Below are 25245 nucleotides of genomic sequence, written 5' to 3' on the forward strand. Positions count from 1 at the left end.
CGCCCCTGTGGCCGGGAGCCCCGGCGCCGTGGGCGTCCGCCGAGGGCTCGTGCCCACGGGGCCCGCGTCCCGGGGGCCACCGGTCAGCGCTGGACGGGCTGCTCGGTGCCGTTCCAGAGGGGTGCCTGCTGGTAGCTCTGGGCCAGCTCGGCGGCCACCGCGTCCTCCTGGCGGTCGCGCACGCACTTGGCGAGCGTGAACGTGGACGTGACGACGTAGAGCAGGCCGAGCCCGAGGAACGCGCGGATCCAGAGGTCGACGGGGAGGTAGACGATGCCCGCGCCGACGCCGACCGAGGAGATCCCGAAGGAGATCGCGGACTGGAGGTAGAAGTGGGGGGAGGACCGGGGGGTGAAGGTGTTCATGTCCCCAGGGTGCCCCGCCCCACGCCTCCACGCCTGAGTACCGCTACTCAACGGCCCGTCGCCGTGTCCCCGGCCGGCTCAGGCCGGGCTCGTCGACCGGTCGGGGCGGAAGGCGGACAGGTCGACACCCGGGTCCTCCCCCATGGCCAACCGGGCCGCGACCACGCCCTGGAAGGGGCCGAAGCTCAGCCCCTGTCCGCCCAGGCCCGTGGCCACGAGCACGCCGGGGAGCCGCTCCACCGGGCCCAGCAGCTGCAGGCCGTCGGGCGTGCCCGGCCGGAACCCCACCCGCGTCTCCACGACCGTCGCCTCCCCCAGCTCGGGCAGCACCTCCAGCGCGGTGGAGAGGTTGTGCAGCAGCCCCGAGGCCGTCACCCTCCGGTCGAACCCGGCCCCGGGCTCCAGCGTGCCCCCCGTGACCACCCGGTCCGGGCCGAACGCGGACACGAAGTAGTCGCGTTCGCCGAAGCGCACCACCGGCCAGGCCCGTGTGTCCCGGCCGGGGAGCGCGAAGTGGGTCATCTGGCCGCGTACCGGTTGCACCGGAAGGTCGACCCCGGCGACCGCGAGCAGCCCCGCCGACCAGGCCCCCGCCGCGACGATCACCACGGGCGCCTCCAGGTCGTCGGAGCCCACCCTCACCCCGGTGACCCGGTGGCCGTTCCAGAGCAGGCGTGAGTCGCCCTTGAAGTAGCGCAGGCCCCGCTCCTCGGCCGCGTTGAACAGCGCCGCACGGGCGGCCCGGCCGTTCAGCCTCGCCATGCCCTCGATGTACAGGCCGCCGTAGGGCTCGGGCACCAGGGGGAACCGGGCGCGCGGCTCCCCCGGGGCCAGCCGCTCCACCCGGCCCATCGTCGCGAACTCCGGGCGCTCGGACAGGGTGCGCATCAGGTCGAACCCGGCGTCGTCCCCCTCCAGGTCCACCGACATCCCGCCGACCACCTCGTAGCCGGGGGCGTGCCCGTCCTCCGAGAGCTCGGCCATGAGCAGGGGGTAGTGCTCCGCGGCGCGGGCCTTGAAGCCCCATACCGGCGCGGCGTCCCACGGGAGCGGCCAGGGGAAGACGACACCCGTCCCGGCCGCAGTGGCCTGCCCCAGGTGCGAGGCGTCCACCAGCGCGGTGGACACGCCCTTCTTGGCCAGGTGGAACGCCGCGCTCGTCCCCACGATCCCGCCGCCGACCACGATCACGTCCATGCCCCCACCCTGCCCCTCCCGGCTCCGCGGGACAAGCCGGACGGCCCGCGTGCCGTGACCGGGAAAGGGGTAAGGGTGCGCGATAGGTTGTGCTCTCCCGAGAGCCGACCCCCGATCCCCTGGAGGACGTGTACGTGGACGGATACACCTACTACGGGGTCGCCCTGATGCGCCGCCCCGGCCCCGAGCTGGCGCAGGGCATCGTGACCCACATGGAGCGGACGCCCGTGGACCCGGTCCTGGCCGCACGCCAGTACACGATCTACCAGGAGGCCGTCGCCTCGGCGGGGTGGCGGGTGCACGAGGTCGAGACGGCTCCGGCCCTGCCCGACTCGGTGTTCGTGGAGGACCCGGTGGTGGTGTGCGAGGACCTCGCGATCCTGGCGCGGCCCGGCGCCGACACCCGGCGGGGCGAGGTCGACGGGGTGGAGGCGTCGGTGCGCCTGCTGGGGCTGCGGGTGGCCCGGATCGAGGCTCCCGGGACGCTGGACGGCGGCGATGTGCTCCAGGTGGGGTCGACCGTCTACGTGGGGGTGGGCGGGCGCACCGACGCCGACGGCGCCGCCCAGCTCGAACAGCTGGTCAAGCCCCTGGGCCGCGAGGTCGTCCGCGTGGAGCTGGGCCGCGCGCTGCACCTGAAGTCCGCGGTGACCGCCCTGCCGGACGGCTCGCTGATCGGACTGTCCGAGCTGGTGGACGCCGACGCCCTGCCGCCGGTCCGCCGCCCACCGGAGGAGCGGGGCGCGCACGTGCTGCCCCTGGGAGGGCGGGACGTGCTGGTCAGCGCCGCCGCGCACGAGACCGTCCACGAGCTGGCGGCCGAGGGGTGGCGGGTGCTGCCGGTGGACATCTCGGAATTCGAGAAGCTGGAGGCGTGCGTGACCTGCCTGAGCGTCCTGATCCCGGACCGGGCGCGCTGATCCGGGAGGCCGGGCGTGCGGGCGGCGGGGGCGCGGACCGAAAGGCGTCCGGGCCCCGCCCGCCCCGAATGTCCGTGGCGGTGCGTAGCGTCGCGGGCGCGGCAGAGCGAAACAGTGCCGGATCCCGTCCCCCGCACGGGGCCCGCCCGGAGGGAGACCACCATGGCCTACGCCGACGCCAACGGCGTCCACACCTACTACGAGGAGAGCGGTGCGGGAGAACCCCTGCTCCTGATGCACGGCGGGTTCGGCACGGCGGACGACTTCCAGGGAGGACTCGCCGCGCTGTCCGACACCTACCGCGTCCTCGTCCCGGAGCGCCGCGGGCACGGGCGCACGGCCGACGTGGAGGGGCCCTACGCCCTGGAGACGCTGGCCCTGGACACCGCCGCGTTCGTGGAGGAGGTGGCGGGCGGACCGGTCCGCATCGCCGCCTACAGCCACGGCGCGATGGTCGCGCTGACGCTGGCCGTGCTGCGTCCGGACCTGGTGTCACGCCTGGTGCTGATCAGCGGGGTGTTCCACCACTCCGCGCTGCTCTCCAAACCCGGCCCCGAGGGCGAACTGCCCGAGATGGTCGCCGGGCCCTACGCCGCCCTCTCCCCGGACGGTCCCGACCACATCCGCGTGGTCCTGCGCAAGGTGGCCGAGTCCATGGCCGTCGAGCCCGCGATGGAGAGCGCCGACCTGGCCGGGGTGAGGGCGCCGACGCTCGTGATGGTGGGCGACGACGACATCGTGCCCGTCGAGCACGCCGTGGCGGCGTACCGGGGCCTGCCCTCGGCGGAGCTGGCGGTGGTGCCGCACGCCTCCCACGCTCTGCTGTGGGAGCGGCCGGAGGAGTGCGCCTCCCACGTGCGGAGGTTCCTGGCCGGGGACGGTCCGCCCACCTTCATGCCCGTCCGGCGCGGGGCCTGACCCCGGGGACCGGTCGTTCTGCGACCCCCGGTACCGGCCGCGGGGCCGTTCTGCCGTCGGCAGAGGCGGAAACCCCGGCCGGGCCCCGAGGCGTTGTCCCGTACGCACCGACGAACGAGCACACGGGAGCACGATGAGCGCTGTGAGGCTGATCCGCAGCCAGACCCTGACCGAACACGTGGACTACGCCTACGCGGCCACGGCGAGCGCCCCGGCACGGGTCGTGTGGACCGCCGGGGCGTGCCCCCTGGACGAGGACGGCGGCACCGTCGCCGTGGGCGACTACGCGGGCCAGGCCCACCAGGTCATGCGCAACCTGCGCACCGCCCTCGACGACGCCGGGGCCGCCCTCACCGACGTCGTCCGGACCACGGTGTACGTGGCGTCCGCCAGACAGGAGGACCTGGTGAAGGCCTGGGACGTGGTGCGCGAGCACATGGGCGGGCACGACGCGCCCAGCACCCTGCTCGGTGTGGCCGCGCTCGGCTACGACGACCAGCTCGTCGAGGTGGAGGCGGTCGCGGTCACCGCGGACTGAGCCACCGCCGGGGCGCGGGGCCGGAAGACGCCCTCCCCGCTCCGTCCGGGAACCGCCCGCCGGTCCCGGACGGAGCGGGTCCCGGACGCGGGAAACCCCCGGGCGGCCCCGGCGTCCAGGACCGTGACTGTCCTGGACCCCTGGCAGACTGCGGGCATGAAAGCGACCTCCGCACGCCTGCTGCGCCTGTTGTCCCTGCTCCAGACCCGCAAGGACTGGCCGGGGGCGGACCTCGCCGACCGGCTGGAGGTGAGTCCGCGTACCGTGCGCCGGGACGTGGACCGGTTGCGGGAGCTGGGTTACCCGATCCGGGCGACCATGGGCACCGGCGGCGGCTACCAGCTGGGGGCGGGCGCCGCACTGCCCCCGCTGCTGTTGGACGACGACGAGGCCGTGGCGGTCGCCGTGGGCCTGCGCACGGCGGCGCAGGGCGGGGTGTCGGGGATCGAGGAGACCTCCGTGCGCGCCCTGGCCAAGCTCCTCCAGGTCCTGCCCTCGCGCCTGCGCCGGAGGGTGGACGCCCTGGGCGCCTTCACCGTCCCCATGCCCGGCGCCGGACCCACGGTCGACTCCGACGTGCTGACCCTGGTCGCGTCGGCCTGCCGGGACAGCGAGCGGCTGCGCTTCGACTACGAGAGCCACGACGGAACCCTCTCGCGAAGGATCGTCGAACCCCACCGGCTGGTCTCCCGGGGACGGCGCTGGTACCTGGTGGCCTGGGACACCGCCCGCGAGGACTGGCGGACCTTCAGGGCGGACCGGATGCGTCCCCTCACCCCGACCGGCCCCCGGTTCCCGCCGCGCGACCCTCCCGCGCAGGGGGTGGCCGCCTACCTGGCGGAGCGGATGAGCGTGCACATGTGGCCGCACCAGGCCCGCATCAGGCTGGCCGTCCCCGCCGAGGAGGCGGAGCGCCGCGGGATCGGCAACCACGGCCGGATCGAACCCGCGGACGAGAACTGGTGCGTGCTGGTGTGCGCGGGGGGCTCGTTCCGGGTGATGGCCTGCTACCTGGCCATGCTCGACGTCGAGATGGAGGTGGAGGAACCCGACGAGCTGCGCGCCGAGATGGCCCGCCTGGCGGTCCGGCTCAACCGGGCCGCCTCCGGCTGAGCGCCCCGATCCCCCTGCCCCGGGTCAGGCCGCGATGTCCAGGGGACACCGGTCGTCGGCCCGCCACGATCGCGGTGGACGCCGGCGGGTCCGTGGAGGGGGTCGGCGGTGCCCGGCCCGTGCACGAACGGCACGCCGCCGCGGTCCGCCGGAAGCGGGGGGACGCCCGCGTGCGCGGGGATTCCCCTGTACGGCCACCGTGGCGGGGAGCGGACCTTCTGGTCGAAGTTCGCCCCGCGAACCCGCCAAAACCACTACGTTGGGGAGTCATTTATCTCCGAAGAGTAATGAAAGCAGGGGTGTCCGTGCCCGCTCCAACCCGACTCCACTGCCCTGAGCTGCGGGGCCTCAGCGCACCGCCCACCATCCGCGACCTCGGCCCCGACTACCGGGTCGCCCGGTGGGACTCCCCCGCCTCGCTCTCCCCGGACTGCCGCAGGCGCCTCCACGGGACCCTGCGGGAACTCGCCGCCCGCGCCTTCGGCGCCGACCACTCCGGCTACTGGCGCGCCCGCGTCGACGCCGGGTTCTTCGACCAGGTCTCCACGCTGGCGCTCATCCTCGGCCCCGACGGCGTCCCCGTCGGCTGGGGCGGCTACCACCGCTGCAGCTTCGCCTCGCGCCGCGCCCTGTACCTGGACGCCGCGGGCGTGGTCCCCGCCCACCGCCGGTTCGGCCTGACCTCCGCCCTGATGACCCACTTCCTGGCACGGGAGATCCTCGCCCACCCGCTGCGCCGCACCTATGTCGTCCTGCGCACCCGCCACCCCGCGGTCTACGCCGGGTGGCGCAAGGGCCTGGGCGCCGCACGCGTCTTCCCCAGCGAGCACCGGCCCCTCCCCGCCCTGGTCCGGCGCATCGCGGGCGAGGCGGCCGAGTGGCTGGGGGACGGCCCCCGGCTGGACCCCGGGAGCCTGCGCGTCCGCGACGCCTACCACATGTTCGAGGGCGACGTCTACGGGGTCCCGCCCCGCAGCGGCCACCCGGCGATCGACGACTACTTCGCCCACGCGGTCGGCCCCAAGGACGCCGTCCTGGTCGTCGCGCGCATGAGCGTCCCCGGCCTGGCCCGGTTCGCCGCGGCCCGCGCGCTCAGCGCGCGGGCCCGCCGGCGGCCCCCGAGCGGCGGCCGACCCGTGCGCGGAGCCGTCCCCGGGGAGCCGGTCCCCGCCGCGCCCACCGGGGCGGGCGCGGCCGGGCTCATCCCAGGGGGACGGCCTTGACGTTGGCCGGGCTGTACACGAGCCCTCCCACGTCCCGGATCTGGTCCGAGATCCGTGCCAGGTGCAGGCTCTCCGACCACGGCATGTCAGGGCTCTCCCGCTCCCCCGCCGCCACGCACCGGGCGACCTCCTCGGCCTCGTACTCGTAGCCGTTGGCCCGGAAGGGCCGGTGGAACTCCTCCCGCTCGCGGCCGTCGCGGTGCAGCACCGCGGTGGTCGCCGCGAAGAAGTTCGGGATCTCCAGCCACCCCTTCGACCCGGCCACCACCGCCCGGTTGGGGAGCGTGGTGCGCGAGGAGCAGGACAGGGTCCCGGTGGCCCCGTTCTCCCCGCGCACCAGGACGGTGGTGTGCGTGTCCACCATGCGGTCGGGCGACAGCTGGCGGGTGGCGCCCACGACCGTCAGCTCGCCCAGGTGGCGGGAGGCGAAGGCGAGCGGGTAGATCCCCAGGTCGAGCAGGGCGCCCCCGCCCAGGTCGGCGTTGAAGATCCGGTGGTCGGGGTCGTAGGGGACGTTGGCGCCGAACTCCGCGGACAGCCAGCAGACCTCCCCGATCGCGCCGTCGTCCACCAGCTCGCGGACCAGGCGGGAGACCGGCAGGTAGCGCGTCCACATCGCCTCCATCAGGAAGCGGTCGTTGGCGCGCGCCGCCGCGACCATCTCCGACACCTGGAGGGCGTTCATCGCCATGGGCTTCTCGACCAGGACGTGCTTGCCCGCGTTCAGGCAGGTCAGAGTGTTGGGGTGGTGCCAGGGGTGGGGGGTGGCCACGTAGACGGCGTCCACGTTCGGGCTCTGGGCCAGCTCTTCGTAGCTGCCGTGGCGCTCCGGGACGCCCCACGCGTCCGCGAACTCGTCCGCCCGGTCCCGCGTGCGGGAACCGACCGCCGTGACCGTGGCCGAGGGGACGGCCCGGAGCCCTTCGAGGAAGGAGTGTGCGATACCGCCGGTTCCGACCACGCCCCAGCGCAGCCCACCGTTGTCATCTGTCATGGGCTCATCCTAAAAACAGGGTCATCTCGGGGGCGAGGCGGGGAAGGTCCTCGGATTCGGCGCCCGGGAACCGTACGGTGGGGGCCAGTGAGGCGGACGAGCTCGCCCGCCGGACCACGAACGGAGGAGGACATGTCGGAGACGCTCGCACGGAGGCTGGGGGTACGGCCCGGGGACCGGCTGCTCGTCCTCAACGCCCCCGAGCGCTACCTGCGGCTCCTGGAGCCACCGCTCGACATCCACATCGACCTGGGCCCCATCGAGGGCGCCGACTACGACGACGTCCACATGTTCGCCCTGGACAAGGGGACCGTGGACCGCGAGGCCCCCCGCGCCCTCGCCTCCGTGGGCCCGGGGACCAGGCTCTGGGTGTGCTTCCCCCAGCGCGGCGGCACCATCATCACCGACCTGACCGCGGACAAGGGCTGGGACGTGCTCGTGGACGCCGGTTGGCGCCGCGCCGCCCAGGAGCCGATCGACTCGGACTGGGCGGCGCTGCGCTTCGAGCGGAGCTGAGGAAGCCCCGCCTCGGTCAGCCCGGCTCGACGCTGAGGGAGCCGCTGACGGTGTTGGCGTCGATGCGCGACGCCGCCCCGTCCTCGACGTCCACGCCCACGTCCCGCTGCCCGGAGGTGGAGTCACCGGTGACGTCGTAGGCGCCCCTGGGGACCCGCACGTCGATGCTGCCGCTGGTGGTGTCCAGGGTCAGCGTGTCGAAGGCGTCCCCGGTGGCGACCTCGATCCGACCGGAGACCGTCGAGGCCTCCGCCGTGGTGAAGCCCCCGCCCACGGCCACGTCGCCGCTGGTGGACTCGGCCCTGACCGACTCGGCCTCGAACCCGGACACGTCCACCCGCCCGGACGTGGAGGACGCCTCCAGCCTCTCGCCCGAGCCCGCGGCGCTGACCTCGCCGCTGGTGGTGTCGATCCCCACCGAACCCTCCACCCCGGCCAGTGACACCTGCCCGCTCGTGGTGTCCACGGCCACGTCGCCGACGTTGTCGGACACCTCGACCGGACCGCTGGTGGTGGACAGCTCCAGTGCGCCGTTGACGTTCTCCGCGCTGATCCGGCCGCTGACGGTCTCCACGGTCACCTCGGTCCCCTCCGGGACGGTGATCTCGTAGTTGACCGCGCACCCCCCGAAGAAGGGGACGCCCTGGCAGACGGCCTCCACCTCGAGGCCGTCCCCGTCGGCCTCGGCCCCTTCCCTCGGCTCGGTGAGGGGCGTGCCGCGCAGGGTGCGCTCCACCACGACCTCGTCGCCGCCGCCGGCGAGGACGACGTCGCCGCCCGTGCGGTTGTCGACCTCCAGGGTCCGGATCCCGGCGAAGGAGTCGCTGCGGTCGCCCCTGTCCACGCCCACGCTGCCCAGCACGGAGAACGAGGTCGCCGCCACCATGATCGCCACCAGCACGCCGCCGATGACGAGCCAGGGGCCCACGCGGAACCTGCGGCGGGGCTCCTTGCTCGACGAGGCGTACAGCCCCCGTGCCTTGAATGTCACTGTCTTTCCTTCCTGGAGGACTCCCGCCCTCCGGATGTCGGTGCGGTCAGGTGCGGTCGGCGCCGCGCAGGTAGTGCAGGACGGCCTGGACCCTGCGGTGGTCGTGGTCGTCCTGGCCGAGGTCGAGCTTGGTGAAGATGGAGCGGATGTGCTTCTCCACCGCGCGTTCGGTGACGCTCAGGCGCAACGCGATCCCCGCGTTGTTCAGCCCCTGGGCCATCACCTCCAGCACCTCGCTCTCGCGGGGGGTCAAGCGGTCCATGGCGCTGTCCCTGTGTCGGCTGAGCAGTTGTGACACCACCTCGGGGTCGATGGCGGCGCCGCCACCGGCGACCCTGCGCAGCACCGCCAGGAACTCGTCGATGTCGGCGACCCGGTCCTTGAGCAGGTAGCCGACCTTGCTGGACCCGCCGCCCAGCAGGTCGGCGGCATAGCGGCTCACCACGTGCTGGGACAGCAGCAGCACCGCCACCTCCGGATGGGAACGCCGGATCGCGACGCCCGCCCGGATGCCCTCCTCGGAGAAGGTGGGCGGCATGCGGATGTCGACCAGGCACAGGTCCACGTCGGGATGCTCCTCCACCGACCTCAGGAGGGCGTCGGCGTCGCCGACCTGGTCGACGATCTCCACGCCCGCGTCCTCCAGCAGCCGGGCCATGCCGCTGCGCAGCAGGACCGAGTCCTCGGCGATGATCACCCGGGGCCCCTTCTCGGGCTCCGGTTCCGTCGCCGCGTTCGCACCGCTGTACACGGTCATGCCTCCCATGGGATGTCGGCGGTCAGGACGGTTCCCCCGCCGGCCGGACTGTGGACCGTCAGGACGCCGTCGACCGCGTCGACGCGGTCCCACAGTCCGTACAGGCCCGTGCCGGCCTCGGGGTCGGCCCCGCCGACCCCGTCGTCGGTGACGGTGAGACGGAGCCGGTCGGCGGACCCGCGGGCCCCGCCGGCCACCAGCTCGGCGGACACGGTGACCCGTGCGGCCCCGGCGTGCTTGGCGACGTTGTTCAGCGCCTCGCACGCCACGTAGTAGGCGACCCCCTCCGCACGCTGCGAGGGTCGCTCGGGCAGGTCCACGTCCACACGCACGGGGACGGGGGCGCGCCCCGCGGCGACCGGGAGGGCCGCGCCCAGGCCGTGGTCGGTGAGGACCCGGGGGTGCAGGCCCCGCGCGACCTGACGCAGTTCGTCCATCACCTCGCGGGACTCCCGCTGGGCCTCGGTGATGAGCTCCAGGGCCTTCTGCGGGTCCGCGGTGACACGGGAGCGGGCCCGTGTGAGGGTCATGGTGAGGGCGAGCAGGCGCTGCTGGGCCCCGTCGTGCAGGTCGCGTTCGATCCGGCGCCGTTCGGCCTCCGCGGCGTCGACCATGCGCAGGCGGCTGTCCTGGACGTGGACGAGGCGCCGTCGGATGCGCAGCTCCGGGGCCTCGAAGAGGAGCATCCGGTGCAGGAGGACCTCGGTGGCGACCAGGGAGGGGGTCAGCCGCAGCCCGACGAGCGCCAGCAGCGGACCGACGGCGACCAGGGCGAGCGGCCCGGCGATGTCCTCGGGGGCGCCCTGGGCCAGGACGAACATGATCCCGAACAGGGCCCCGACGGCCGCCGCGCCGCCGCACACCACGAGGAACATCACGAGGCCTCCGGCGACGAGGCCGTGGAGCCCGGCGACGGTGCTGTAGACGATCATCGACCAGGCGTCGCGCCCGAACACGAACCGCCAGGCGCGGACCACCGGACCGTCGCCCGGGAGGGGGTCGGGCGGGCTGGTCTCCACGATCCCGAACACCGCACCCAGGCGCTCGCGCTGGACCCGGCAGGCCAGGCGCGCCAGCAGCGAGGCGGCGACCGGGGAGGCCACCAGCATCAGGAGCGCGTCCACGGCGAGCCCGCCGAGGCCCCGATCGGGGGTGTCCGGCAGCCAGGGCAGGGTGACCGCGAAACCGACCCAGGTGGCGGAGACCACGAGCAGGCACGCGGGCACCAGGTAGAACAGGGCCAGGGCCAGTGACGTGACCAGGTGGAGGAGCTCCACCATGCGGACCCGCCAGGTCGGCCCGTAGGCTTCTGCGACGCGGGGCAGCCCGGCGAGGACGGGCAGCAGGCCCCTCCCGCCGCCCCGTCCGCCGCCACGACTGCTCAGACCGGTCACGCCACCAATCTAGGGAACCGCGGTACGGCGGCACGAGGCCGTCAGCACGTGGAGCACGGGTGGTGCTGGCACTACCCACCGGAGGAAGGGGTGCGCATGGGAGGCGTCCGCGTCCCGGTGCGGCCGGTCCTGGAGGACGTCGGCCGGATCAACGCGCTGTTCGCGCTGGAGGAGGAGCCCCCGGGGCCCGGCTGGGTCTCCCCGGGAGGGGCCGGCCGACAGGTCCTCGCGGCCGAGGTGGAGCGGGTGCGCGCGCGGTCGGGCCCACCGGCCGGGCACACCGGCGAGGAGGTGGAGTGGAGGGTGGCGGCGTCGCTCTTCCAGCAGGGGCTGGCCACGCGGATCCTCTCCCCGGTACTGGCGGCGGCCCTGTGCCACGGTGTGCTGCTGGACGCGGCGCGGTTCCGGTGGGATCCGCACAGGGAGGGGCCCCTGGTGCTGCGCACCTCCCAGGAGACGGCCGAGGCGGTGGTCGGCGGTCCCCGGCGGACCGCCGACCGGATCGAGGCGGCGGTGCTCCTCGGCGTGCTGACGGGGGTCGCCCGGAGCCTGTCCGGAACGGGCCGAGTGGCCCCCGGGCTGCTGCGGGGCAACACGGCCTCGGCCCTGGCGGGGGCCGCCCGCTCGCTGGGCGCGGCCCGGCCCGAGCGGCGCGCAGAGGCCGAGGCCCTGGTCGGCGACCTGCTGGGGCGGACGGCCCTGAAGGGCACCGGCGGGTACGCGGGGACGGACGCCGGCGGTGCGGGGGTGTTCCGGCGCACGACGTGCTGCCTGTACTACCGGCTGCCCGGCGGGGGCTACTGCGGGGACTGCGCGCTGAGGCCCTGACGTGCGCTGGCGCGAAGGATGCGCACGGACGGCCGGGGGCGCCGAACGAAAATCCCTGGACTCGATCGGCCCCCTGCGCCATCCTGCCCTGATGGCCACTCCCGAGATACCTCCCCTGTACCGCGACTCCGACTTCAACGGCCCGCTCTCCGACGCGCACGCGGCGCGGCTGATCCGGACCCTCGGGCCCCTGGAGGGGCGCCGGATCGTCGACGTCGGCTGCGGCTGGGCCGAGTTCCTCCTGCGCACCCTGGAGTCCGAGCCGACCGCGACCGGCTTCGGCATCGACCGGAAGGAGGACTACGTCCGGCACGGGCGCGAACTCGCCGCGGCACGGGGGCTGGACGACCGCGTCGAACTGGTGGTCGGCGACGTCGGGGAATGGGCGGGGACCGAGGCGGACGTCGTGGTCAACAACGGGGCGTCCCACGTGTGGGGCGGTGATCCGGTGACGCACACCGGCAACGCCCTGGCGGCGGCGAGCGACCTGCTCGCTCCCGGTGGACGGCTCCTGTTCGGCGAGGGCTTCTGGCTGCGCGAGCCCACCCCGGAGGAGCTGGGCGTCATGCAGGACATCCCGCTCGCCCAGTACGGATCGGTGCCCGACCTGGTCGACCTCGCCCTCTCCCACGGGTTCCGGCTCCGGGCGCTGTCCCAGGCGACCCTGGAGGAATGGGACGACTTCGAGTCCCGGCACGCCCAGGGGTGGGAGGACTGGCTGCTGGAGAACCCGGACTCCCCCGACGCCGAGGAGGTCCGCGCCCGGGCCGACCGGCACCGCGAGTTCCGTGTCCGCGGCACCCGGGAGACGCTCGGCTTCGCCTATCTGACCCTCATCCGGGTGTAGGGGGCGTCCGCCCCGCCCCAGGCGGCTCGTGCCCGTCTTCCCGCGGTCGCGCGCACCTGCCTTCCGCGGCCGGTCAGCCGCCGTGTCAGGGCTCGTCGCCGACCGCCCGGGCAGCCCCCGGGACACGGCCGCCTCCCGGTCCGGCGCCTCGAAGAACCTCGCCCTCCCCCTCGGAAACCACGGTCCCCGCGACTCCCCGGACCCCGGGGATTCGCGGGGACCGCCGGAACCCACACGACCGCCCCGCGGCGCCGGACGGGACCGTTTCCGTGATCGGGGCGGAACCGCGCGACATCCGCCCCGTCCCGGGGCGGTGATGGCGGGGCCGAAGTGCGATACTGGGGGAGAAGGACCCCGAGCACACCACCACGCGGCCGCCCCTTGCCGGGGCCCGCGGGCGGAACCATCGAACCCGGAGCATCCCACGCAGCGAGCAACCGCACCAGCCCACCGGCCCACCGGTGACGGCGAGCCCTTTCGAGGCAGTCCGCGGCCACATCATCGAACCCGCTCTCACACCACTGGAGAATTCATGAACCCCGCGCTCCTCAAGCTCCTGAACTCGGCCGACGCCACCGGCAGGGTCATCACCGGAGAACACCTCTGGCAGACCTGGACCGTCGCCGAGCAGCGCCAGTGGGTGACCCCGGACAGCCCCGAGGGCCGGTTCGTGACGGCCGAGGGGATGAACGCCCGGCGCTTCGCGACCGGCGAGGGCGAGGCCGACCACGCGCGGCGCGCGGTCTACACCCACGCGGCGGACCCCGAGGACCTGGCCCAGCTGCTGGCGGTGCTGGGGCTGGACCACGACTCCGAGGACGGAGCGCTCCACCGCTGACCCGTTCCCGCCGACCGGGACCGTACGTCCCGGGCGCCCTCCCCGACCGGGAGGGCGCCCCGGTGCGGACACCGGTCAGGGACTCCGGCCGGGGGTGGGCCGTGGCCGCCCTTCCCACGGCCCCTCCGGGCCCGCCCCCTTCCGGGGAACGGTCGAGGCCCTTCGCTCCCGGCGGCCGGGCCCGGTTCCCCGCCGCTTCCGACGCGGGGCCGACAGGGGCGGCCGGCGAGCTCCCGGCCGCGCCGGTCGCACAGCCGGGGCCGGCTCGCGCGCTCCGGCTTCGGAGGGCGTAGGCCCGTTCCGCCGCCGCTCAGGCCCGGTCCATGGCCCGGCGGACCTCGGGCAGGTCGATGCGGGTCATCGAGAGCATCGACCGCATGGCGCGCTCGGCGCGTGCCGGGTCGGGGTCGTCGAGGAGGTCGTCCAGCTCTGCCGGGAAAACCTGCCACGAGAAGCCGAACCTGTCCTTGAGCCATCCGCACCGGCTCTCCTGGCCGCCCTCGCCGAGCGCGGCCCAGAAGTGGTCGGACTCCTCCTGGCTGTCGCAGATCACCTGGAGCGAGACGGCCTCGGAGAACGTGAACTCGGGGCCGCCGTTGAGGGCGGTGATCTGCTGGCCGTCGATCTCGAAGTCCACGGTGAGCACCATGTCCGCGGGGCGGGGTCCCCCGGGACCGAAGCGGCGGACCCTGAGGATGCGGGAGTTCTCGAACAGCCCGACGTAGAAGTTCGCGGCCTCCTCCGCGCGGGTGTCGAACCACAGGCAGGGCGTGATCTTGTTCAGCGTGCTCATCGGTCGTCCTCTCGACAGGGGCGCGGTTCCCCGCGTCCTTCCTACACGTACCGACCGGGCCGGACGGCGCGACTCATCGGGCGGTCGCGGTTTTTCTCTCTCCACACTCAGGAAGTCCCATATAGCTTTAAACTCCTCTTTCGTAAGGTAATGTCAGGGATGTATAGAGAAGTTTCAAGCGCCCCGATGGGGAGAGTGCGTTGGATCAGCAGTACTACTCGGTGGACCAGGTGGCCGAGCTCCTGGACCTGCACGTCAAGACGGTGCGGGCCTACATCCGCGACGGGCGGCTCAGGGCGACCCGGATCGGCAAGCAGTACCGGGTCCGGCGCCAGGACCTGGAGGAGTTCACCGGCGGCCCCCTCCCCCGGCCGGAGGCGCCCGCCGACGGCGGAGGGCGCACAGCGGAGGCCTCCACGGTCGTGCGGGTGGACGGGATCGGCCCCGACGACGCCTCGCGCCTGACCACCCTGGTCACGTCCTCCCTCTTCGGGGCGCCGGGCGGCGCGGCGAAGGTCCACGTCCAGACCGTCCACGACAGGGAGCGCGCGAGCCTGAAGGTCGTCGTCCTGGGCGACCTCTCCGCGACCGCGGCGGTCCTGGAGCTCATCGACGTCATGGTGAACGAGGAAAGAGGGTGAGCGGGCCGATGGCCGATGTCCTGCGGGAACTGGGCGGCGTCCGGGTCATGGTGTGCGCGGCCGACGGCCCGCCCCTGCGCGGTGAGACCGAGGCGATCGACCTCATCGGCGAGGCCTCCTGCGGGGGCGCCTCGTGGGTCGTCCTGCCGGTCGAACGGATCGACGGGGACTTCTTCTCGCTGCGCACCGGCATGGCGGGAGCCGTGACGCAGAAGTTCGTCACCTACGGGATGGGGCTGGCCGTCGTGGGGGACGTCTCCGTGCACGTGGCAGCGAGCACCGCCCTGCGTGACCTGGTCAGGGAGGCCAACCGCGGCCGCGGCCTGTGGTTCGTCCCCGACATGGACGCGCTCCGGGAGCGCCTGGCCCCGTCCGACGCTCATTTTGTCTCATATAGCGAGAAAGGTATCTCACTGTAAGAGACGCGGGGTGTAGGGTCGAACGTGTCGACAGGCCTCGCGACCCGGTGAGAGGGCGATCCATGACGCGTTACACCCACGGCCACCATCCGGCCGTCACCGACTCCTACCGACGGCGCGACGCGGAGAACTCCGCCGCCTACGCGCTCGACCGGCTGGCCCCGGGCCGCTCCCTGCTGGACGTGGGCTGCGGCCCGGGCAGCATCACCGTCGACCTCGCCCGGCGGGTCGCCCCGGGGCCGGTCACCGCGGTGGACTCCTCCCCCGAGGCGGTCGACCTCGCCCGCGCGACCGCGGCCGCGGCGGGGGTCGAGAACATCGGGTTCCGGGTCGCGGACGTGCACCGCCTGGACCTGCCCGACGACTCCTTCGACGTCGTCCACGCCCACCAGGTCCTCCAGCACGTCGCGGACCCGGTCCGGGCGCTGGCCGAGATGCGCCGGGTGGCCCGTCCCGGCGGGACCGTCGCCGCCCGCGACGCAGACTACTCCGGCATGTACTGGTATCCGCGCCTGCCCGAGCTGGACTCCTGGATGGACCTCTACCAGCGGGTCGCGCGCGGGAACGGCGGCGAGCCCGACGCGGGCCGCAGGTTGGCGGCCTGGGCCCGTGAGGCCGGGTTCACCGACGTCACCTACGTGGCCGAGGTGTGGAGCCACTCCGACCCCGACGGCCGCGCCTGGTGGGGCGGCATGTGGGCCCGGCGCATCCTGGAGTCCGACCTGGGGCGGCAGGCCGTCGCCGAGGGCGACGCCACCCGGGAGGAGCTGGAGCGCATCTCGCGCGGGTGGACGGCCTGGAGCCGGGACCCCGACGGGGTGTTCGTGGTCCCGCACGGCGCGATCCTGTGCCGTGCCTGACCGCGCCGCCCCCGCGGTTCCCGGACCGGCCGGGACCGGGGAGGAGAACCTGGCCGGTTCCTCCCGACCGATCTCCGAGAAGTTCCGCAGGCTCTCCGACCACTCATCCGCGCACACCTGCTCCGCCCGGAACGGGCTCCGGCCGGACCCACCGGTTCCCGGCTCGGAACCCGTCCCGTCCTTTTCCGCCGGTACCGCGGGAACGCCTCGTCGGCCGGAGCCTCAGACCGCCTCGTCCTGCTCCTTCCGGTAGTGCCGGAGCTGCCGGGCCCGGCGGATCTGGTCGGCGAGGAGGGCCGCGCCGGTCGGCATTCGGGGGCGGCGCCGGTCACAGGCGCCGGTGTGGAGGCGGTCCGTGACGGCGGCCTGGACGGCGGCGGCGCGCAGGGCCTTCGAGCGGATCCACGTCGTGGGCGGGGCGACGGGGGCATCGTGTCCGTCGAGCCACTGCCGTACCGCGCGGGGGTTCTGCGCGTAGGCGGTGCCGACCCCGGCGAGCGCGAAACCCTGCCGTAGGACGTTCTCCGCTACGTGGCCGCGGCGAATGCCGCCGGTGAGCATGAGCGGGGTAGCGGTCCGTCCGACGAGGCGGGTGGCGAGGTCGAGGAAGTAGGACTCGCGGGCGAGGGTGCGGTTGTCGGCGGGATGCCCCGCTGTTGCGAGCGACTCGATGCTGCCTCCCGAGAGTTCGACCAGGTCGACGGCGGGAGACAGCCAGTCGATGACCTCAGCGGCGTCGTCGATGTCGAAGCCGCCGCGCTGGAAGTCGGCGGAGTTGAGTTTCACCGCGACGGGGAACGAGTCCGGCACGCTGTCGCGCACCGCGTCCACGACCCGGAGCAGCAGTCGGGCCCGTTGCCGCAGAGCCCCGCCCCATTCGTCGGTACGGTTGTTGACGAGTGGGGAGAGGAACTGCGACAGCAGGTATCCGTGGGCGGCGTGGATCTCGACACCCGCGAAACCCGACTCCCGGGCGAGGCGGGCCGAGGCGGCGAACTGGCCGATCGTGCGGGTGATGTCCGATGCGGTCATCTCCACCGGGGGTGCGAAGAGTCCGGACAACCCGCCGGCCTGAACGGGGACCGGGGAGGGGGCGTAGGCGATGGAGCCGGTGTCGCGGCGCACGACCCGCCCGGGATGGTTCAACTGCATGAACACCGGGAGCGTGCCCGCGGCCGCCGACCAGCGGCGAAACGCGTCGAGGTCGCTGGCCTCATCGAGAACGATGTCGCCCGGTTGGGCGACGGCCCGGCGTTCGATCATGACGTGGCCGGTGATGAGCAGCCCGGCGCCACCGTCGGCGAGTCGCCGGTAGAGGGTGACGAGGCGGTGATCGGGCTGCCGTCGCGGCCCTGCGAGCTGTTCCTCCATCGCGGCTTTGACGACGCGGTTGCGCAGGACCAGGCCGCTGCGCAGGCGGAGCGGTGTGTCCAGGATGCGCCGGGTCTGCGGTTTGCCGTCTCGGGGCTGGTTCATGTCAGGTTCTGTCCTGTTCCGTTCCTCGGCGGCGTCCCGGTCACGGGCTCGATGCGGCTGCGGTCCGGCTGGTTCCACCCGAGTGCGGCAGGGCCCACGGCGCGGGAGAACACGACGGACACGCCTCGGGGCCGCCGGATCCGGATGGCGAGCGCCCCAGCCCCGTCCGGCGCCCCGTCAGCCGCGCTCCGCACCAGCCCCGGGACGGGTGTGCGGCTCCAGGGTGCGCTCACCGCGTGACCTGCCCGAGGACCTGCAGCAGTGTGTCGCAGTCCCGCGGCGCCACGTCCGCGAACACCTCGTCCTGTTGACGGGCCACCACCTCGAACCCCGCCGCATGCGCGGCCGCACCCGCCGGAGTCAAGGAAAGCAGGACACCGCGCCGGTCCGCCGGGTCCGTCTCGCGCGTGAGGTACCCCTCCTGAAGCATCCGATCCGCCAGCACACTCGCGTTCGACTTCGAGCACCCCAGCGCCTCGGCCAGATCCTTCAGGCCCACCGGCTTCGTACTGTCCGCGAGTCGGTGCAGCAGCGCCAACCGCGCCAACGACAACGTCACCGAGGACAGCGCCTCATTCACCTGGGACTCCAGCACACGCGCCGCGGCGATCACCGCGAGCATCGGGCTCGCCGCAACGGTCTCACTCGACCACTGATTAGTTCGCTCATGAACGTTCATATACGAACTATATTACCGACCGAGACTAGGCCAGAGCGAGCGGGGCCGCCGGGTGCGCACGCGGCTCCCTCCCGCCCGCAGGCGCGGTCAACCGTCCGTCGCCCCTTTCCGGCTCACCCGGTTCGCTCCCCTCCCGGGGCGGGCGGCCGGGAAAACCGGGTGCGCCGGGCGGCACGGGGCTCCTAGAATGCCGTCCATGATGGCAGTCGCAGTCACGGAGTAGGCGGGCGTCCGCGCCCGCCGCGCGCCGCGCCGTGTCCTGGGAGGACCGGCGGGGCCCGTTCGGCGTGCCGCGCGGGCGGAACGGTTGTTCTCTCTTTCCGTTCTCGGCCCGCCTCCGGGCGGGCCCGACCCGATCGGCCATCACACATGACCTCGTTCCGAACTCCTGGCGCGCGCTCCGGCCGCCAGGAGCGCTTCACCCGTACCCGCCGCTGGTGGGCCCTGGCTGCGGTCTCGATGCTGCAGTTCCTCATCGCCGTGGACGTCACGGTCGTCAACATCGCCCTGCCCTCCATCGGGGCGGACCTCGGCGCCGGACCCCAGGGCCTGACCTGGGTCGTCGCCGGGTACACGCTCGTCGGCGGCGGCCTGCTGCTCCTCGGCGGGAGGATCTGCGACCTGCTCGGCCGACGCCGCATGCTGCTGCTGGGCGCCGCCCTGTTCGGCGCGGCCTCGCTCGTGGCCGGTGCGGCCCCCGACCTGCCGTGGCTCCTGGCCGCGCGCTTCGGGCAGGGGGCGGGTGAGGCCCTGGCCTCCCCGGCGGCGATGTCGCTCATCGCCATGCTGTTCCCCGCTCCCCGGGAGCGCGCCAGGGCGCTCGGCATCTGGGGGGCGATCTCCAGTTCCGGGCTGGTCGGCGGGGTGCTGCTGTCCGGAGTGATCACCGAACTGCTCGACTGGCGGTGGATCTTCCTCGTCAACCTCCCCGTGGTGGCGGTGGTCCTGGTCGCCGTCCCGCTCCTGGTCGCTCCCGACGGCGCCCGCCGTGCGGCGGGCGGGTCCGGGGACACGGCGCCCGCCGACGCGTCCGCACCCGTGCGGCGCCGCCCCGACGTCACGGGCGCGGTGCTGCTGACCGCCGGCCCCCTCGCCCTGGTCTACGGGGTGCTGCGGGCGGCGGAGGCCCCCTGGGGCGACCCGCAGGTGTTCGGTCCGCTCGCCGCGGGGGTCGCGGCGCTGGGGCTGTTCGTCCTGGTCGAGGCGAAGTCGGCCAACCCGCTGGTGCCGCTGTCGTTCTTCGCGAACAGGACCAGGACGGTGGCCAACGCGGCGACGGTGCTGCTCAGCGCGGCGCTGTCGACCTCGTTCCTCCTGGTGACGCTCTACCTCCAGCAGGTGCTGGGGATGAGCCCGCTCCAGGCGGGGCTGGCGTACGTGCCGTTCTGCGCGGCGATCCTGGCCTCGGCGACCGTGGTCGGCCGCGTCATCGGCGCGCTCGGACTCTCCGGGGCGGCGATCGCCGGCCTGCTGGCGACCGCCGCCGGAACCGCCTGGCTGTCGAGGCTGCCGGTCGACGGCGACCTGTGGACCGACGCCATGCCCGGCATGGTCCTGGTCGGCGTCGGCATGGGCGTCGGCCTGATCGCCCTGCAGAACGCGGCCCTGCACGGGGTGACCGAGGACGACGCGGGGGTCGCCTCGGGCGTCCAGCGCTCGGTGGACCAGCTCGGCGGCGCCACCGGCATGGCCGTCCTGGTCGGCGCGGCGGTCGCCGCGGGCGCGTCCGGCGACATCGACGCGGCCGTCGAGGGGTACAGGACCGCCTTCACCTGGGCGACCGCGGGCGTCCTCGTCGCCACCGCGGGCGTCGCCCTGTTCGCCCGCAGGGCCGGCCGCGCCTGACAGGCGGTAGCGCGCCCCGGGTCCGCGGTACGCGTGCCGCGGACCCGGGGACGACGGCCTCCGCAGCACCGGCTGTCGTCCCGGGGCCCTCTGCAGCCCCACGCGCACGGCTCAGTCGACGTCGTAGACGGTGACCCCGATCCCCCGGTCGAGGAGTTCGCTCTCGACCAGGGGCTGGACGCGTGACCACTTCCCGCCGGCGAGCCCGCAGCCGATACGGGGCATGTGCACGGTCGCGCGGAGGTCGAGGGCGTGCGCGGCGAGTGCGCGCAGGCAGGCGGCGACCGCGTCGTAGCGGATGGGCGGCCCGCCGCTGCCCCGCCCCGTGCCGTGCTGGGCCACCATGTTGGCCACCCAGGTCTCGGACCCGACCGCGGTCAGGCGTACGGCGCCCAGGGCGAAGTCGTTGCGGGCACGTTCGCGGTGCCAGGCACGGTAGTCGCGTTCGGGTCCGGGCCACCGCCGGGAGACGGCGAGCACGAACCCCTTGCCCCAGCCGCCCCGGTCGTTGCACACGTGGGCAATGATCTTGGGCCCCGCGGCCCGGGGACTCGTGGCGTCGCCGCGGATGATCCGCAGTCCGGGCGGGAGGGTCTCGGTGGGCATGGCCGAACGCTAGCGGTCGGTGGTGACAAGGCGTCCCGGGACAGCGGGCCGCCGGGGGCCTCCCTCCGCCTCGGCCACGGGCGGCCCCGGGGAGCCTGCCGGCGCGACACCGTCGCGAGCCCCTGACAAGCCGCGGTCGGGCGGCATATCGTCGACCTGCCGCGCACGCGCGGCAGTGTACGCATGTACGCGGCCCGCTGGAGGAAGCATGTCCGACCTGCCCATCGGCTACTGGCTCAAGCACCTGGACCGGCTCATCGAGAACGACTTCGACCGGGTTCTCGCCTCGGAGTCGCTGGGACGCCGCCACTGGCAGGTGCTCAACTCCCTGCACACCGAGCCCGGCACGACCGCCGACCTCGACCGCAGACTGGCCCCTTTCCTGGAGGAGGACGAGTCCACGGTCGCCCCCGCCGTCGACCGCCTGCGCGAACTGGGGTGGGTCGAGGGCCTGGTCGCCCTCGCGCTCACGCCCCGGGGCGAGGCCGAGCACGACAAGCTCCTCTCCCGGGTCAAGGAGGCCAGGGCACGGCTCACGCGGGGGATCGGCGACGAGGAGTACCGCGTGGCCGTCGACGTCCTGGAGCGGATGTCGGCCAACCTCGAACAGGACTGAGGGGCCGGACGCCCCGGGTCACGGGGCGGGCAGCTCCCGGGTGAGCTCGACGAACGCCAGGTCGGCGCGCCTGGGGAGGCCGAAGGTCTCGTCCCCGTAGGGGAAGGGCTCGGTCTTGCCGGTACCGGTGTAGCCGCGCCGCTCGTACCACGCGATCAGCTCGGGGCGCTGCTTGAGGACCTTCATCCGCATCAGGCGGCAGCCCCACTCCGTGACGGCGGTGCGCTCGGCCTCGGCCAGCACCTGCCGTCCCAGCCCGCCGCCCTGGATGGCGGGACGGACGGAGAACATCCCGAAGTAGGCGCCGTTGACGCCCCGCTGGAGTTCGCAGCAGGCCACGAGGAGGCCGTCGGCCTCGGCGACGAGGACGATCGTGTTGGTGCGCCCCAGCAGCTCGGACATGCCCTCGGCGTCCACGCGCTGGCCGTCGAGCAGGTGGGCCTCCGTGGTCCAGCCCCCTGCGGAGGAGTCGCCCCGGTAACAGGCGTTGACCAGTTCGACGAGGGCCGGGACGTCCGCGGGGACGGCGTGCCGGTAGGTCGGACTGAGCGGCCCGCCGGCTGCCGTCTCGCTGGTCTGGCTGGTGGTCACGCGTGTCTCCCCCGTCGCTTGCGGTCACTGACACCACCCAGTATCGACTACCGCGAAGTCGGGCAAATACGGACCCCCAGCGCGAAAACCGGCACCTCACGCACCCCCAGGTCAGGGGTCCGCCCGGTGCCGCCACGCCTCCCCGGTCCGCACCAGGAAGCTCCGCAGGCGACGCCGGGCGTCGTCCGCGTCGAGCATCCCCGGGGTGACCATCAGTTCGAGGGAGAGCCCGTCCACCTGGGTGTGGAGGTAGCCGGCCCACTCCTCCACCCAGGGGTCGGCATGGGGCTGGAAGGGGTCCCCGACCGGGGTTCCGACGAGCGAGGCGACCAGCTGCCGGTAGAGCCTGCGCTGGAGGTTCCAGCGCTGGGCCCGGTCCTTGTCGTGCTCGCCCAGGATCCGGGCGGACTCCCAGGCCCGGTACTCGGCCCGGCGCGTCTCGTCCAGGGGCAGGAGCTGTTCGGCGTACTCGGCCACGCGGTCGGTCAGCGGCATGTCGGCGGGCTGCCGCGCGGACAGGCCCCTGATCCGCTCCGTGGCGCGGTCCTCGGACAGGTTCATGGCGAAGACCAGGAGTTCCTCGCGCGTCTGGAAGTAGTGGCGCAGTGCTCCCGGGGACCAGCCCGCCTCGGCCGCCACGGAGCGGATGGACACGGCGGCGGGGCCGGAGGCGGCGATGACCCGCCACAGGGCCTCGGCCAGTTCCCGGCGGCGCTGTTCGTGATCGACGATCTTTGGCACGCCATCTTTCTAACACATCTGTGTTATTTTATTTCACACAGTCGTGCGATAAAAACTGCGAGGAGTCCTCCATGCCCCCCTGGGAAGTACTGCTGCCCGTCGCCGGACTGGCCCTGCTGGACACGCTCAGCCCGGCCACCCTCGGCATCTCCCTGTACGTGCTGCTGAGCGGCGCGCGCTCGGTGGCCCGTCCCCTGTTCACCTTCCTGGGCACCGTCGCCCTCTTCTACTTCGTGCTCGGCTGCGCGCTCGTGCTCGGCCTCGGCGTCCTGCTGGAGACCCTCGGCGGTCTGGCCGACAGCGCCCTCGTCGGCTGGGCGATGGTCGTCCTGGGCGGCGGCCTGCTGGTCTACAGCTTCCTCATGCCGACCAAGCCGCGCGAGCCGCGCAGACCCGCCTCCTTCCGCACGGTCGCGATGGTCGGCCTGGGCCTGGCCACCGGCCTGTTGGAGGGCGGCACGGCCTTCCCCTACTTCGGTGCGATCGGCATCATGACCACCGCCGAGCTGCCCGCCGCGACCTGGCTCCCCCTGCTCGCCGCCTACAACGCGGTGATGGTGCTCCCCCCGGTCCTGCTCTACCTGGGCCACCGGGCCCTGGGCGAGCGGCTGCGTCCCCGGCTGGAGCGCTGGCGCACCAGGGTCGAGTCCGGCTCCCGGGAGGCGATGGGGTGGATCATCGGCCTGGTCGGCTTCCTCCTCCTGATCAACGGCCTCGCCCAGACGGGGGCCGTCGCGGCCCTGGAGGGGGTCGGGGTCATCACCTTCCTCAACGGCCTGTGAGCCGGGAAGGCGTGTCCCGGCGCCAACGCGCGGTGGGGGCCGCACCACCACCGATGCGCATGCGTGCGACCCTGACGGACGGCCCCTCCGGGCGTAGTTTCGGTGCCATGAACAGGCCCAAGTCCGTCTTCGCCCAGGTCGTCGCCGACTCCCGCTACAACCTGTGGGGGTTCCCCCTCGCCCTCGTCTCCTTCGTGCTCGTCGTGGTAGGTCTGGCCGCGGGAGCGGGCACCGCAGTGGTCGGGGCCGGGCTGTTCCTGGCCGCGGGCACCCTGCACGCCGCCAGGGGACTCGCCCACGTCGAGCGGATCCGCCTGGCCGACCTCCACGGCCGACCGGTGGTGCGCCGCCCCTACCGCTCCCCCGCTCCCGGCACGGGCCCCCTGCGCCGGGCTCTCGGCGCCCTCGCCTGCAGGCAGAGCTGGCTGGACGCGCTGCACGCCGCCGTGGGACTGCCGGTCGCCGTGGTCGGCTTCTGCGTCACCGTCACCTGGTGGGCCGGGGCCGCGGCCGGCCTGCTCCACCCCCTGTGGGGGTGGTCCCTGTACACCGTCCCCGGCTACACCGACCTGGGGACCTACGTCGTCCCGGACAACCCCGTCGTGGCCACCACCGTGATCCACATGGCCGCCGGGGCGCTGTTCGCGCTGAGCCTGCCGATGGTCGTGCGCGGCTGCGCCCACGCCCGGTCCACGGTGGGCCGCGCCCTGCTGCTGGCTCCCGAGGACGCGGGGGTTCGGGTGTACACCGCCCACCCCGGCGGCGTCCCGGACGAGGGCGCCCGCCGACACGCCCCGCCGCACGCCGCACCGCCCGCCGGGCAGCGCGTCCCCTCGGACGTCTGACCCGGCCGGCTCCCCGCGGGCCGGGGTCCTCACCGCCCCCGGTACAGCTCCGTCAGCAGGGCGACGGCCGCGTGGGTGGCCGGATGGGGGTCGTGCCGCCGCCACACCACGCGGACCGGGATCGTGGACGCGTCGCGCACCGGACGGTAGACGATCCCGGGGCGCCGGTGCTGGGCCACCGTGCTCTCCGGGGTGATGCCGACGCTGCGCCCGGTGGCGATCTCGGCGAACCAGTCCTCGATGTCGTTGACGTGCTCCATCACCGGCCTGGTCTCCTCGGGCCACAGGTCGGCGGTGGTGGTCCCGGTGCGCCGGTCGAAGATCAGGTGCCGTCCGGCGATCTCGGACAGCCGCAGCGACCGCCGACGGGCCCAGGGGTCGTCGGCGGCCATCGCGCAGTACCGGCGCTCCCTGCCCACGACGGCGCTCTCGAACCTGCGCCCGTCGAAGGCCGCCCGCACGACCGAGAGGTCGCACAGGCCCTCGGCCAGGCCCCCGGTGGGCGAGTTGGTGCGGACCAGGTGCAGTTCGGTGCCGGGGTACAGGTCGGCCCAGCGCCGTTGGAACTCCCCGGTGTGGCGCCCCACCGCCGACCACGCGTGTCCCAGGCGCAGCCGCGTGTGCCCGTCGACGGCCTCGCGTACGAGGTTGTCGACCTCGGCCAGCACGACCCTGGCCCTGGCCAGGACCTGGACCCCCGCCGTGGTCGGGGTGACGTTGCGGCTGGTGCGGTGCAGCAACCGCACCCCCAGCGCACTCTCCAGGGCTCCGAGGTTGCGGGAGACCGCGGCCTGCGAGACGCCCAGGTCGAGGGCGGCGTCGGTGAAGCTCCCGGTGTCGATGATCGCGACCAGGCAGCGCAGGTGCCGCAGCTCCAGGTCGTTCGGACGCATATCCATGCGCACAGCGTAT

At 73.8% G+C, this 25245-nt stretch carries 29 protein-coding genes; 16 read left to right on the plus strand and 13 right to left on the minus strand.

All coding sequences use genetic code 11. From position 1 onward, the window contains the following. Positions 1–83: 83 nt before the first annotated feature. Entirely contained in the window at positions 84–365 is a 282-nt protein-coding gene (locus ACWGL3_RS03560; RefSeq protein ID WP_267950075.1) for a YiaA/YiaB family inner membrane protein, read from the minus strand. 78 nt (positions 366–443) lie between these two features. After that, complete coding sequence (locus ACWGL3_RS03565; protein WP_267950076.1) at positions 444–1562, minus strand: NAD(P)/FAD-dependent oxidoreductase; 1119 nt, start codon at positions 1560–1562, stop codon at positions 444–446. Positions 1563–1696: 134 nt separating this feature from the next. Between ACWGL3_RS03565 and ddaH the strand changes: the two genes are divergently transcribed. The 5 genes from ddaH to ACWGL3_RS03590 all read left to right on the plus strand — a co-directional run bounded on the left by ddaH (position 1697) and on the right by ACWGL3_RS03590 (position 6274). Next, the gene (gene ddaH / locus ACWGL3_RS03570) at positions 1697–2482 is read left to right on the plus strand and encodes a dimethylargininase (protein WP_276567192.1); all 786 of its coding nucleotides are present in this window, start codon (positions 1697–1699) and stop codon (positions 2480–2482) included. Positions 2483–2644: 162 nt separating this feature from the next. Then, positions 2645–3400, plus strand: a complete 756-nt coding sequence (locus ACWGL3_RS03575) for an alpha/beta fold hydrolase (protein ID WP_267950077.1) — start codon at positions 2645–2647, stop codon at positions 3398–3400. A gap of 133 nt (positions 3401–3533) precedes the next feature. Next, positions 3534–3938, plus strand: a complete 405-nt coding sequence (locus ACWGL3_RS03580; protein WP_267950078.1) for a RidA family protein — start codon at positions 3534–3536, stop codon at positions 3936–3938. Positions 3939–4094: 156 nt separating this feature from the next. Beyond that, the gene (locus ACWGL3_RS03585) at positions 4095–5051 is read left to right on the plus strand and encodes a helix-turn-helix transcriptional regulator (protein ID WP_267950079.1); all 957 of its coding nucleotides are present in this window, start codon (positions 4095–4097) and stop codon (positions 5049–5051) included. A 305-nt stretch (positions 5052–5356) separates the two neighbouring features. Continuing rightward, entirely contained in the window at positions 5357–6274 is a 918-nt protein-coding gene (locus ACWGL3_RS03590) for a GNAT family N-acetyltransferase (protein WP_267950080.1), read from the plus strand. On the opposite strand, the gene ACWGL3_RS03595 is transcribed toward ACWGL3_RS03590, so the two are convergent. Continuing rightward, the gene (locus tag ACWGL3_RS03595) at positions 6252–7268 is read right to left on the minus strand and encodes a Gfo/Idh/MocA family protein (RefSeq protein WP_267950081.1); all 1017 of its coding nucleotides are present in this window, start codon (positions 7266–7268) and stop codon (positions 6252–6254) included. The genes ACWGL3_RS03590 and ACWGL3_RS03595 overlap by 23 nt on opposite strands. A 132-nt stretch (positions 7269–7400) precedes the next feature. On the opposite strand from ACWGL3_RS03595, the gene ACWGL3_RS03600 reads away from it, so the two are divergent. Beyond that, positions 7401–7784 carry a hypothetical protein gene (locus ACWGL3_RS03600; RefSeq protein ID WP_267950082.1) on the plus strand — a complete coding sequence of 128 codons (384 nt, stop codon included), beginning with the start codon at positions 7401–7403 and terminating at the stop codon, positions 7782–7784. Between the two features lie 16 nt (positions 7785–7800). Here ACWGL3_RS03600 and ACWGL3_RS03605 read toward each other — a convergent pair whose 3' ends face one another. The 3 genes from ACWGL3_RS03605 to ACWGL3_RS03615 are packed head-to-tail and all read right to left on the minus strand — an operon-like array spanning position 7801 to position 10926. Continuing rightward, positions 7801–8775, minus strand: coding sequence for a DUF4097 family beta strand repeat-containing protein (locus tag ACWGL3_RS03605; RefSeq protein WP_452460768.1), 975 nt, complete (start codon positions 8773–8775; stop codon positions 7801–7803). Between the two features lie 46 nt (positions 8776–8821). Beyond that, entirely contained in the window at positions 8822–9532 is a 711-nt protein-coding gene (locus tag ACWGL3_RS03610) for a response regulator transcription factor (RefSeq protein ID WP_267950084.1), read from the minus strand. Then, positions 9529–10926: a sensor histidine kinase gene (locus ACWGL3_RS03615; RefSeq protein ID WP_452460769.1), complete on the minus strand. Its 1398-nt coding sequence runs from the start codon at positions 10924–10926 to the stop codon at positions 9529–9531. Before ACWGL3_RS03615 ends, ACWGL3_RS03610 begins: the two co-directional genes overlap by 4 nt. Positions 10927–11022: 96 nt before the next feature. On the opposite strand from ACWGL3_RS03615, the gene ACWGL3_RS03620 reads away from it, so the two are divergent. The 3 genes from ACWGL3_RS03620 to ACWGL3_RS03630 all read left to right on the plus strand — a co-directional run bounded on the left by ACWGL3_RS03620 (position 11023) and on the right by ACWGL3_RS03630 (position 13439). Next, positions 11023–11754 (plus strand): (2Fe-2S)-binding protein, encoded by a 732-nt coding sequence (locus tag ACWGL3_RS03620; protein ID WP_344175727.1) that lies wholly within the window; start codon positions 11023–11025, stop codon positions 11752–11754. Positions 11755–11845: 91 nt separating this feature from the next. Beyond that, positions 11846–12601: an SAM-dependent methyltransferase gene (locus tag ACWGL3_RS03625; RefSeq protein ID WP_344175725.1), complete on the plus strand. Its 756-nt coding sequence runs from the start codon at positions 11846–11848 to the stop codon at positions 12599–12601. Between the two features lie 532 nt (positions 12602–13133). After that, positions 13134–13439, plus strand: coding sequence for a hypothetical protein (locus ACWGL3_RS03630; protein WP_344175723.1), 306 nt, complete (start codon positions 13134–13136; stop codon positions 13437–13439). 310 nt (positions 13440–13749) lie between these two features. Here ACWGL3_RS03630 and ACWGL3_RS03635 read toward each other — a convergent pair whose 3' ends face one another. Beyond that, positions 13750–14232: a VOC family protein gene (locus tag ACWGL3_RS03635; protein WP_352982501.1), complete on the minus strand. Its 483-nt coding sequence runs from the start codon at positions 14230–14232 to the stop codon at positions 13750–13752. Positions 14233–14432: 200 nt separating this feature from the next. Here ACWGL3_RS03635 and ACWGL3_RS03640 point away from each other — a divergent pair, with 200 nt between their 5' ends. From ACWGL3_RS03640 to ACWGL3_RS03650, 3 genes are all read left to right on the plus strand, one after another. Then, positions 14433–14873 carry a helix-turn-helix domain-containing protein gene (locus ACWGL3_RS03640; protein WP_344175719.1) on the plus strand — a complete coding sequence of 147 codons (441 nt, stop codon included), beginning with the start codon at positions 14433–14435 and terminating at the stop codon, positions 14871–14873. Continuing rightward, positions 14870–15292 carry a DUF4180 domain-containing protein gene (locus ACWGL3_RS03645; protein ID WP_452460770.1) on the plus strand — a complete coding sequence of 141 codons (423 nt, stop codon included), beginning with the start codon at positions 14870–14872 and terminating at the stop codon, positions 15290–15292. Before ACWGL3_RS03640 ends, ACWGL3_RS03645 begins: the two co-directional genes overlap by 4 nt. A gap of 62 nt (positions 15293–15354) precedes the next feature. After that, positions 15355–16152: a methyltransferase domain-containing protein gene (locus tag ACWGL3_RS03650; protein WP_352982497.1), complete on the plus strand. Its 798-nt coding sequence runs from the start codon at positions 15355–15357 to the stop codon at positions 16150–16152. 222 nt (positions 16153–16374) lie between these two features. On the opposite strand, the gene ACWGL3_RS03655 is transcribed toward ACWGL3_RS03650, so the two are convergent. Together ACWGL3_RS03655 and ACWGL3_RS03660 are read right to left on the minus strand one after the other, a co-directional pair. Continuing rightward, a complete protein-coding gene (locus ACWGL3_RS03655) occupies positions 16375–17628 on the minus strand; it encodes an oxidoreductase (RefSeq protein WP_267950091.1) in 1254 nt (417 codons plus the stop codon). Between the two features lie 229 nt (positions 17629–17857). Beyond that, a complete protein-coding gene (locus ACWGL3_RS03660) occupies positions 17858–18307 on the minus strand; it encodes a MarR family winged helix-turn-helix transcriptional regulator (RefSeq protein WP_344175490.1) in 450 nt (149 codons plus the stop codon). Between the two features lie 369 nt (positions 18308–18676). Here ACWGL3_RS03660 and ACWGL3_RS03665 point away from each other — a divergent pair, with 369 nt between their 5' ends. Continuing rightward, on the plus strand, positions 18677–20152 hold the full coding sequence (locus tag ACWGL3_RS03665) for an MFS transporter (RefSeq protein ID WP_267950093.1): 1476 nt from the start codon (positions 18677–18679) through the stop codon (positions 20150–20152). Between the two features lie 111 nt (positions 20153–20263). Here the strand turns inward: ACWGL3_RS03665 and ACWGL3_RS03670 are convergent, their stop codons facing one another. Next, positions 20264–20758: a macro domain-containing protein gene (locus ACWGL3_RS03670; RefSeq protein WP_267950094.1), complete on the minus strand. Its 495-nt coding sequence runs from the start codon at positions 20756–20758 to the stop codon at positions 20264–20266. 208 nt (positions 20759–20966) lie between these two features. Here ACWGL3_RS03670 and ACWGL3_RS03675 point away from each other — a divergent pair, with 208 nt between their 5' ends. Next, positions 20967–21374, plus strand: a complete 408-nt coding sequence (locus tag ACWGL3_RS03675) for a MarR family winged helix-turn-helix transcriptional regulator (RefSeq protein WP_267950095.1) — start codon at positions 20967–20969, stop codon at positions 21372–21374. Positions 21375–21392: 18 nt separating this feature from the next. Here the strand turns inward: ACWGL3_RS03675 and ACWGL3_RS03680 are convergent, their stop codons facing one another. Further along, positions 21393–21965, minus strand: coding sequence for a GNAT family N-acetyltransferase (locus ACWGL3_RS03680; RefSeq protein WP_267950096.1), 573 nt, complete (start codon positions 21963–21965; stop codon positions 21393–21395). Positions 21966–22076: 111 nt separating this feature from the next. Continuing rightward, on the minus strand, positions 22077–22706 hold the full coding sequence (locus tag ACWGL3_RS03685) for a TetR/AcrR family transcriptional regulator (protein ID WP_267950097.1): 630 nt from the start codon (positions 22704–22706) through the stop codon (positions 22077–22079). A gap of 71 nt (positions 22707–22777) precedes the next feature. Here ACWGL3_RS03685 and ACWGL3_RS03690 point away from each other — a divergent pair, with 71 nt between their 5' ends. Together ACWGL3_RS03690 and ACWGL3_RS03695 are read left to right on the plus strand one after the other, a co-directional pair. After that, positions 22778–23488, plus strand: coding sequence for a GAP family protein (locus ACWGL3_RS03690; RefSeq protein WP_267950098.1), 711 nt, complete (start codon positions 22778–22780; stop codon positions 23486–23488). Positions 23489–23595: 107 nt separating this feature from the next. Further along, entirely contained in the window at positions 23596–24333 is a 738-nt protein-coding gene (locus tag ACWGL3_RS03695; RefSeq protein ID WP_452460771.1) for a sensor domain-containing protein, read from the plus strand. A 29-nt stretch (positions 24334–24362) separates the two neighbouring features. Here ACWGL3_RS03695 and ACWGL3_RS03700 read toward each other — a convergent pair whose 3' ends face one another. Continuing rightward, positions 24363–25226: a LysR family transcriptional regulator gene (locus tag ACWGL3_RS03700; RefSeq protein ID WP_267950387.1), complete on the minus strand. Its 864-nt coding sequence runs from the start codon at positions 25224–25226 to the stop codon at positions 24363–24365. Between the last annotated feature and the right edge of the window lie 19 nt (positions 25227–25245).

Source organism: Nocardiopsis sp. NPDC055824 (genome assembly GCF_053616335.1).

Excerpts from the sequence above, each read along its gene's own strand:
- ACWGL3_RS03560 (WP_267950075.1), bottom strand. The coding sequence starts at position 365 with ATGAACACCTTCACCCCCCGGTCCTCCCCCCACTTCTACCTCCAGTCC.
- ACWGL3_RS03565 (WP_267950076.1), bottom strand. The coding sequence starts at position 1,562 with ATGGACGTGATCGTGGTCGGCGGCGGGATCGTGGGGACGAGCGCGGCG.
- ACWGL3_RS03575 (WP_267950077.1), top strand. The coding sequence starts at position 2,645 with ATGGCCTACGCCGACGCCAACGGCGTCCACACCTACTACGAGGAGAGC.
- ACWGL3_RS03580 (WP_267950078.1), top strand. The coding sequence starts at position 3,534 with ATGAGCGCTGTGAGGCTGATCCGCAGCCAGACCCTGACCGAACACGTG.
- ACWGL3_RS03585 (WP_267950079.1), top strand. The coding sequence starts at position 4,095 with ATGAAAGCGACCTCCGCACGCCTGCTGCGCCTGTTGTCCCTGCTCCAG.
- ACWGL3_RS03595 (WP_267950081.1), bottom strand. The coding sequence starts at position 7,268 with ATGACAGATGACAACGGTGGGCTGCGCTGGGGCGTGGTCGGAACCGGC.
- ACWGL3_RS03600 (WP_267950082.1), top strand. The coding sequence starts at position 7,401 with ATGTCGGAGACGCTCGCACGGAGGCTGGGGGTACGGCCCGGGGACCGG.
- ACWGL3_RS03610 (WP_267950084.1), bottom strand. The coding sequence starts at position 9,532 with ATGACCGTGTACAGCGGTGCGAACGCGGCGACGGAACCGGAGCCCGAG.
- ACWGL3_RS03620 (WP_344175727.1), top strand. The coding sequence starts at position 11,023 with ATGGGAGGCGTCCGCGTCCCGGTGCGGCCGGTCCTGGAGGACGTCGGC.
- ACWGL3_RS03625 (WP_344175725.1), top strand. The coding sequence starts at position 11,846 with ATGGCCACTCCCGAGATACCTCCCCTGTACCGCGACTCCGACTTCAAC.
- ACWGL3_RS03630 (WP_344175723.1), top strand. The coding sequence starts at position 13,134 with ATGAACCCCGCGCTCCTCAAGCTCCTGAACTCGGCCGACGCCACCGGC.
- ACWGL3_RS03635 (WP_352982501.1), bottom strand. The coding sequence starts at position 14,232 with ATGAGCACGCTGAACAAGATCACGCCCTGCCTGTGGTTCGACACCCGC.
- ACWGL3_RS03650 (WP_352982497.1), top strand. The coding sequence starts at position 15,355 with ATGACGCGTTACACCCACGGCCACCATCCGGCCGTCACCGACTCCTAC.
- ACWGL3_RS03655 (WP_267950091.1), bottom strand. The coding sequence starts at position 17,628 with ATGAACCAGCCCCGAGACGGCAAACCGCAGACCCGGCGCATCCTGGAC.
- ACWGL3_RS03660 (WP_344175490.1), bottom strand. The coding sequence starts at position 18,307 with ATGAACGTTCATGAGCGAACTAATCAGTGGTCGAGTGAGACCGTTGCG.
- ACWGL3_RS03665 (WP_267950093.1), top strand. The coding sequence starts at position 18,677 with ATGACCTCGTTCCGAACTCCTGGCGCGCGCTCCGGCCGCCAGGAGCGC.
- ACWGL3_RS03670 (WP_267950094.1), bottom strand. The coding sequence starts at position 20,758 with ATGCCCACCGAGACCCTCCCGCCCGGACTGCGGATCATCCGCGGCGAC.
- ACWGL3_RS03675 (WP_267950095.1), top strand. The coding sequence starts at position 20,967 with ATGTCCGACCTGCCCATCGGCTACTGGCTCAAGCACCTGGACCGGCTC.
- ACWGL3_RS03690 (WP_267950098.1), top strand. The coding sequence starts at position 22,778 with ATGCCCCCCTGGGAAGTACTGCTGCCCGTCGCCGGACTGGCCCTGCTG.
- ACWGL3_RS03695 (WP_452460771.1), top strand. The coding sequence starts at position 23,596 with ATGAACAGGCCCAAGTCCGTCTTCGCCCAGGTCGTCGCCGACTCCCGC.
- ACWGL3_RS03700 (WP_267950387.1), bottom strand. The coding sequence starts at position 25,226 with ATGCGTCCGAACGACCTGGAGCTGCGGCACCTGCGCTGCCTGGTCGCG.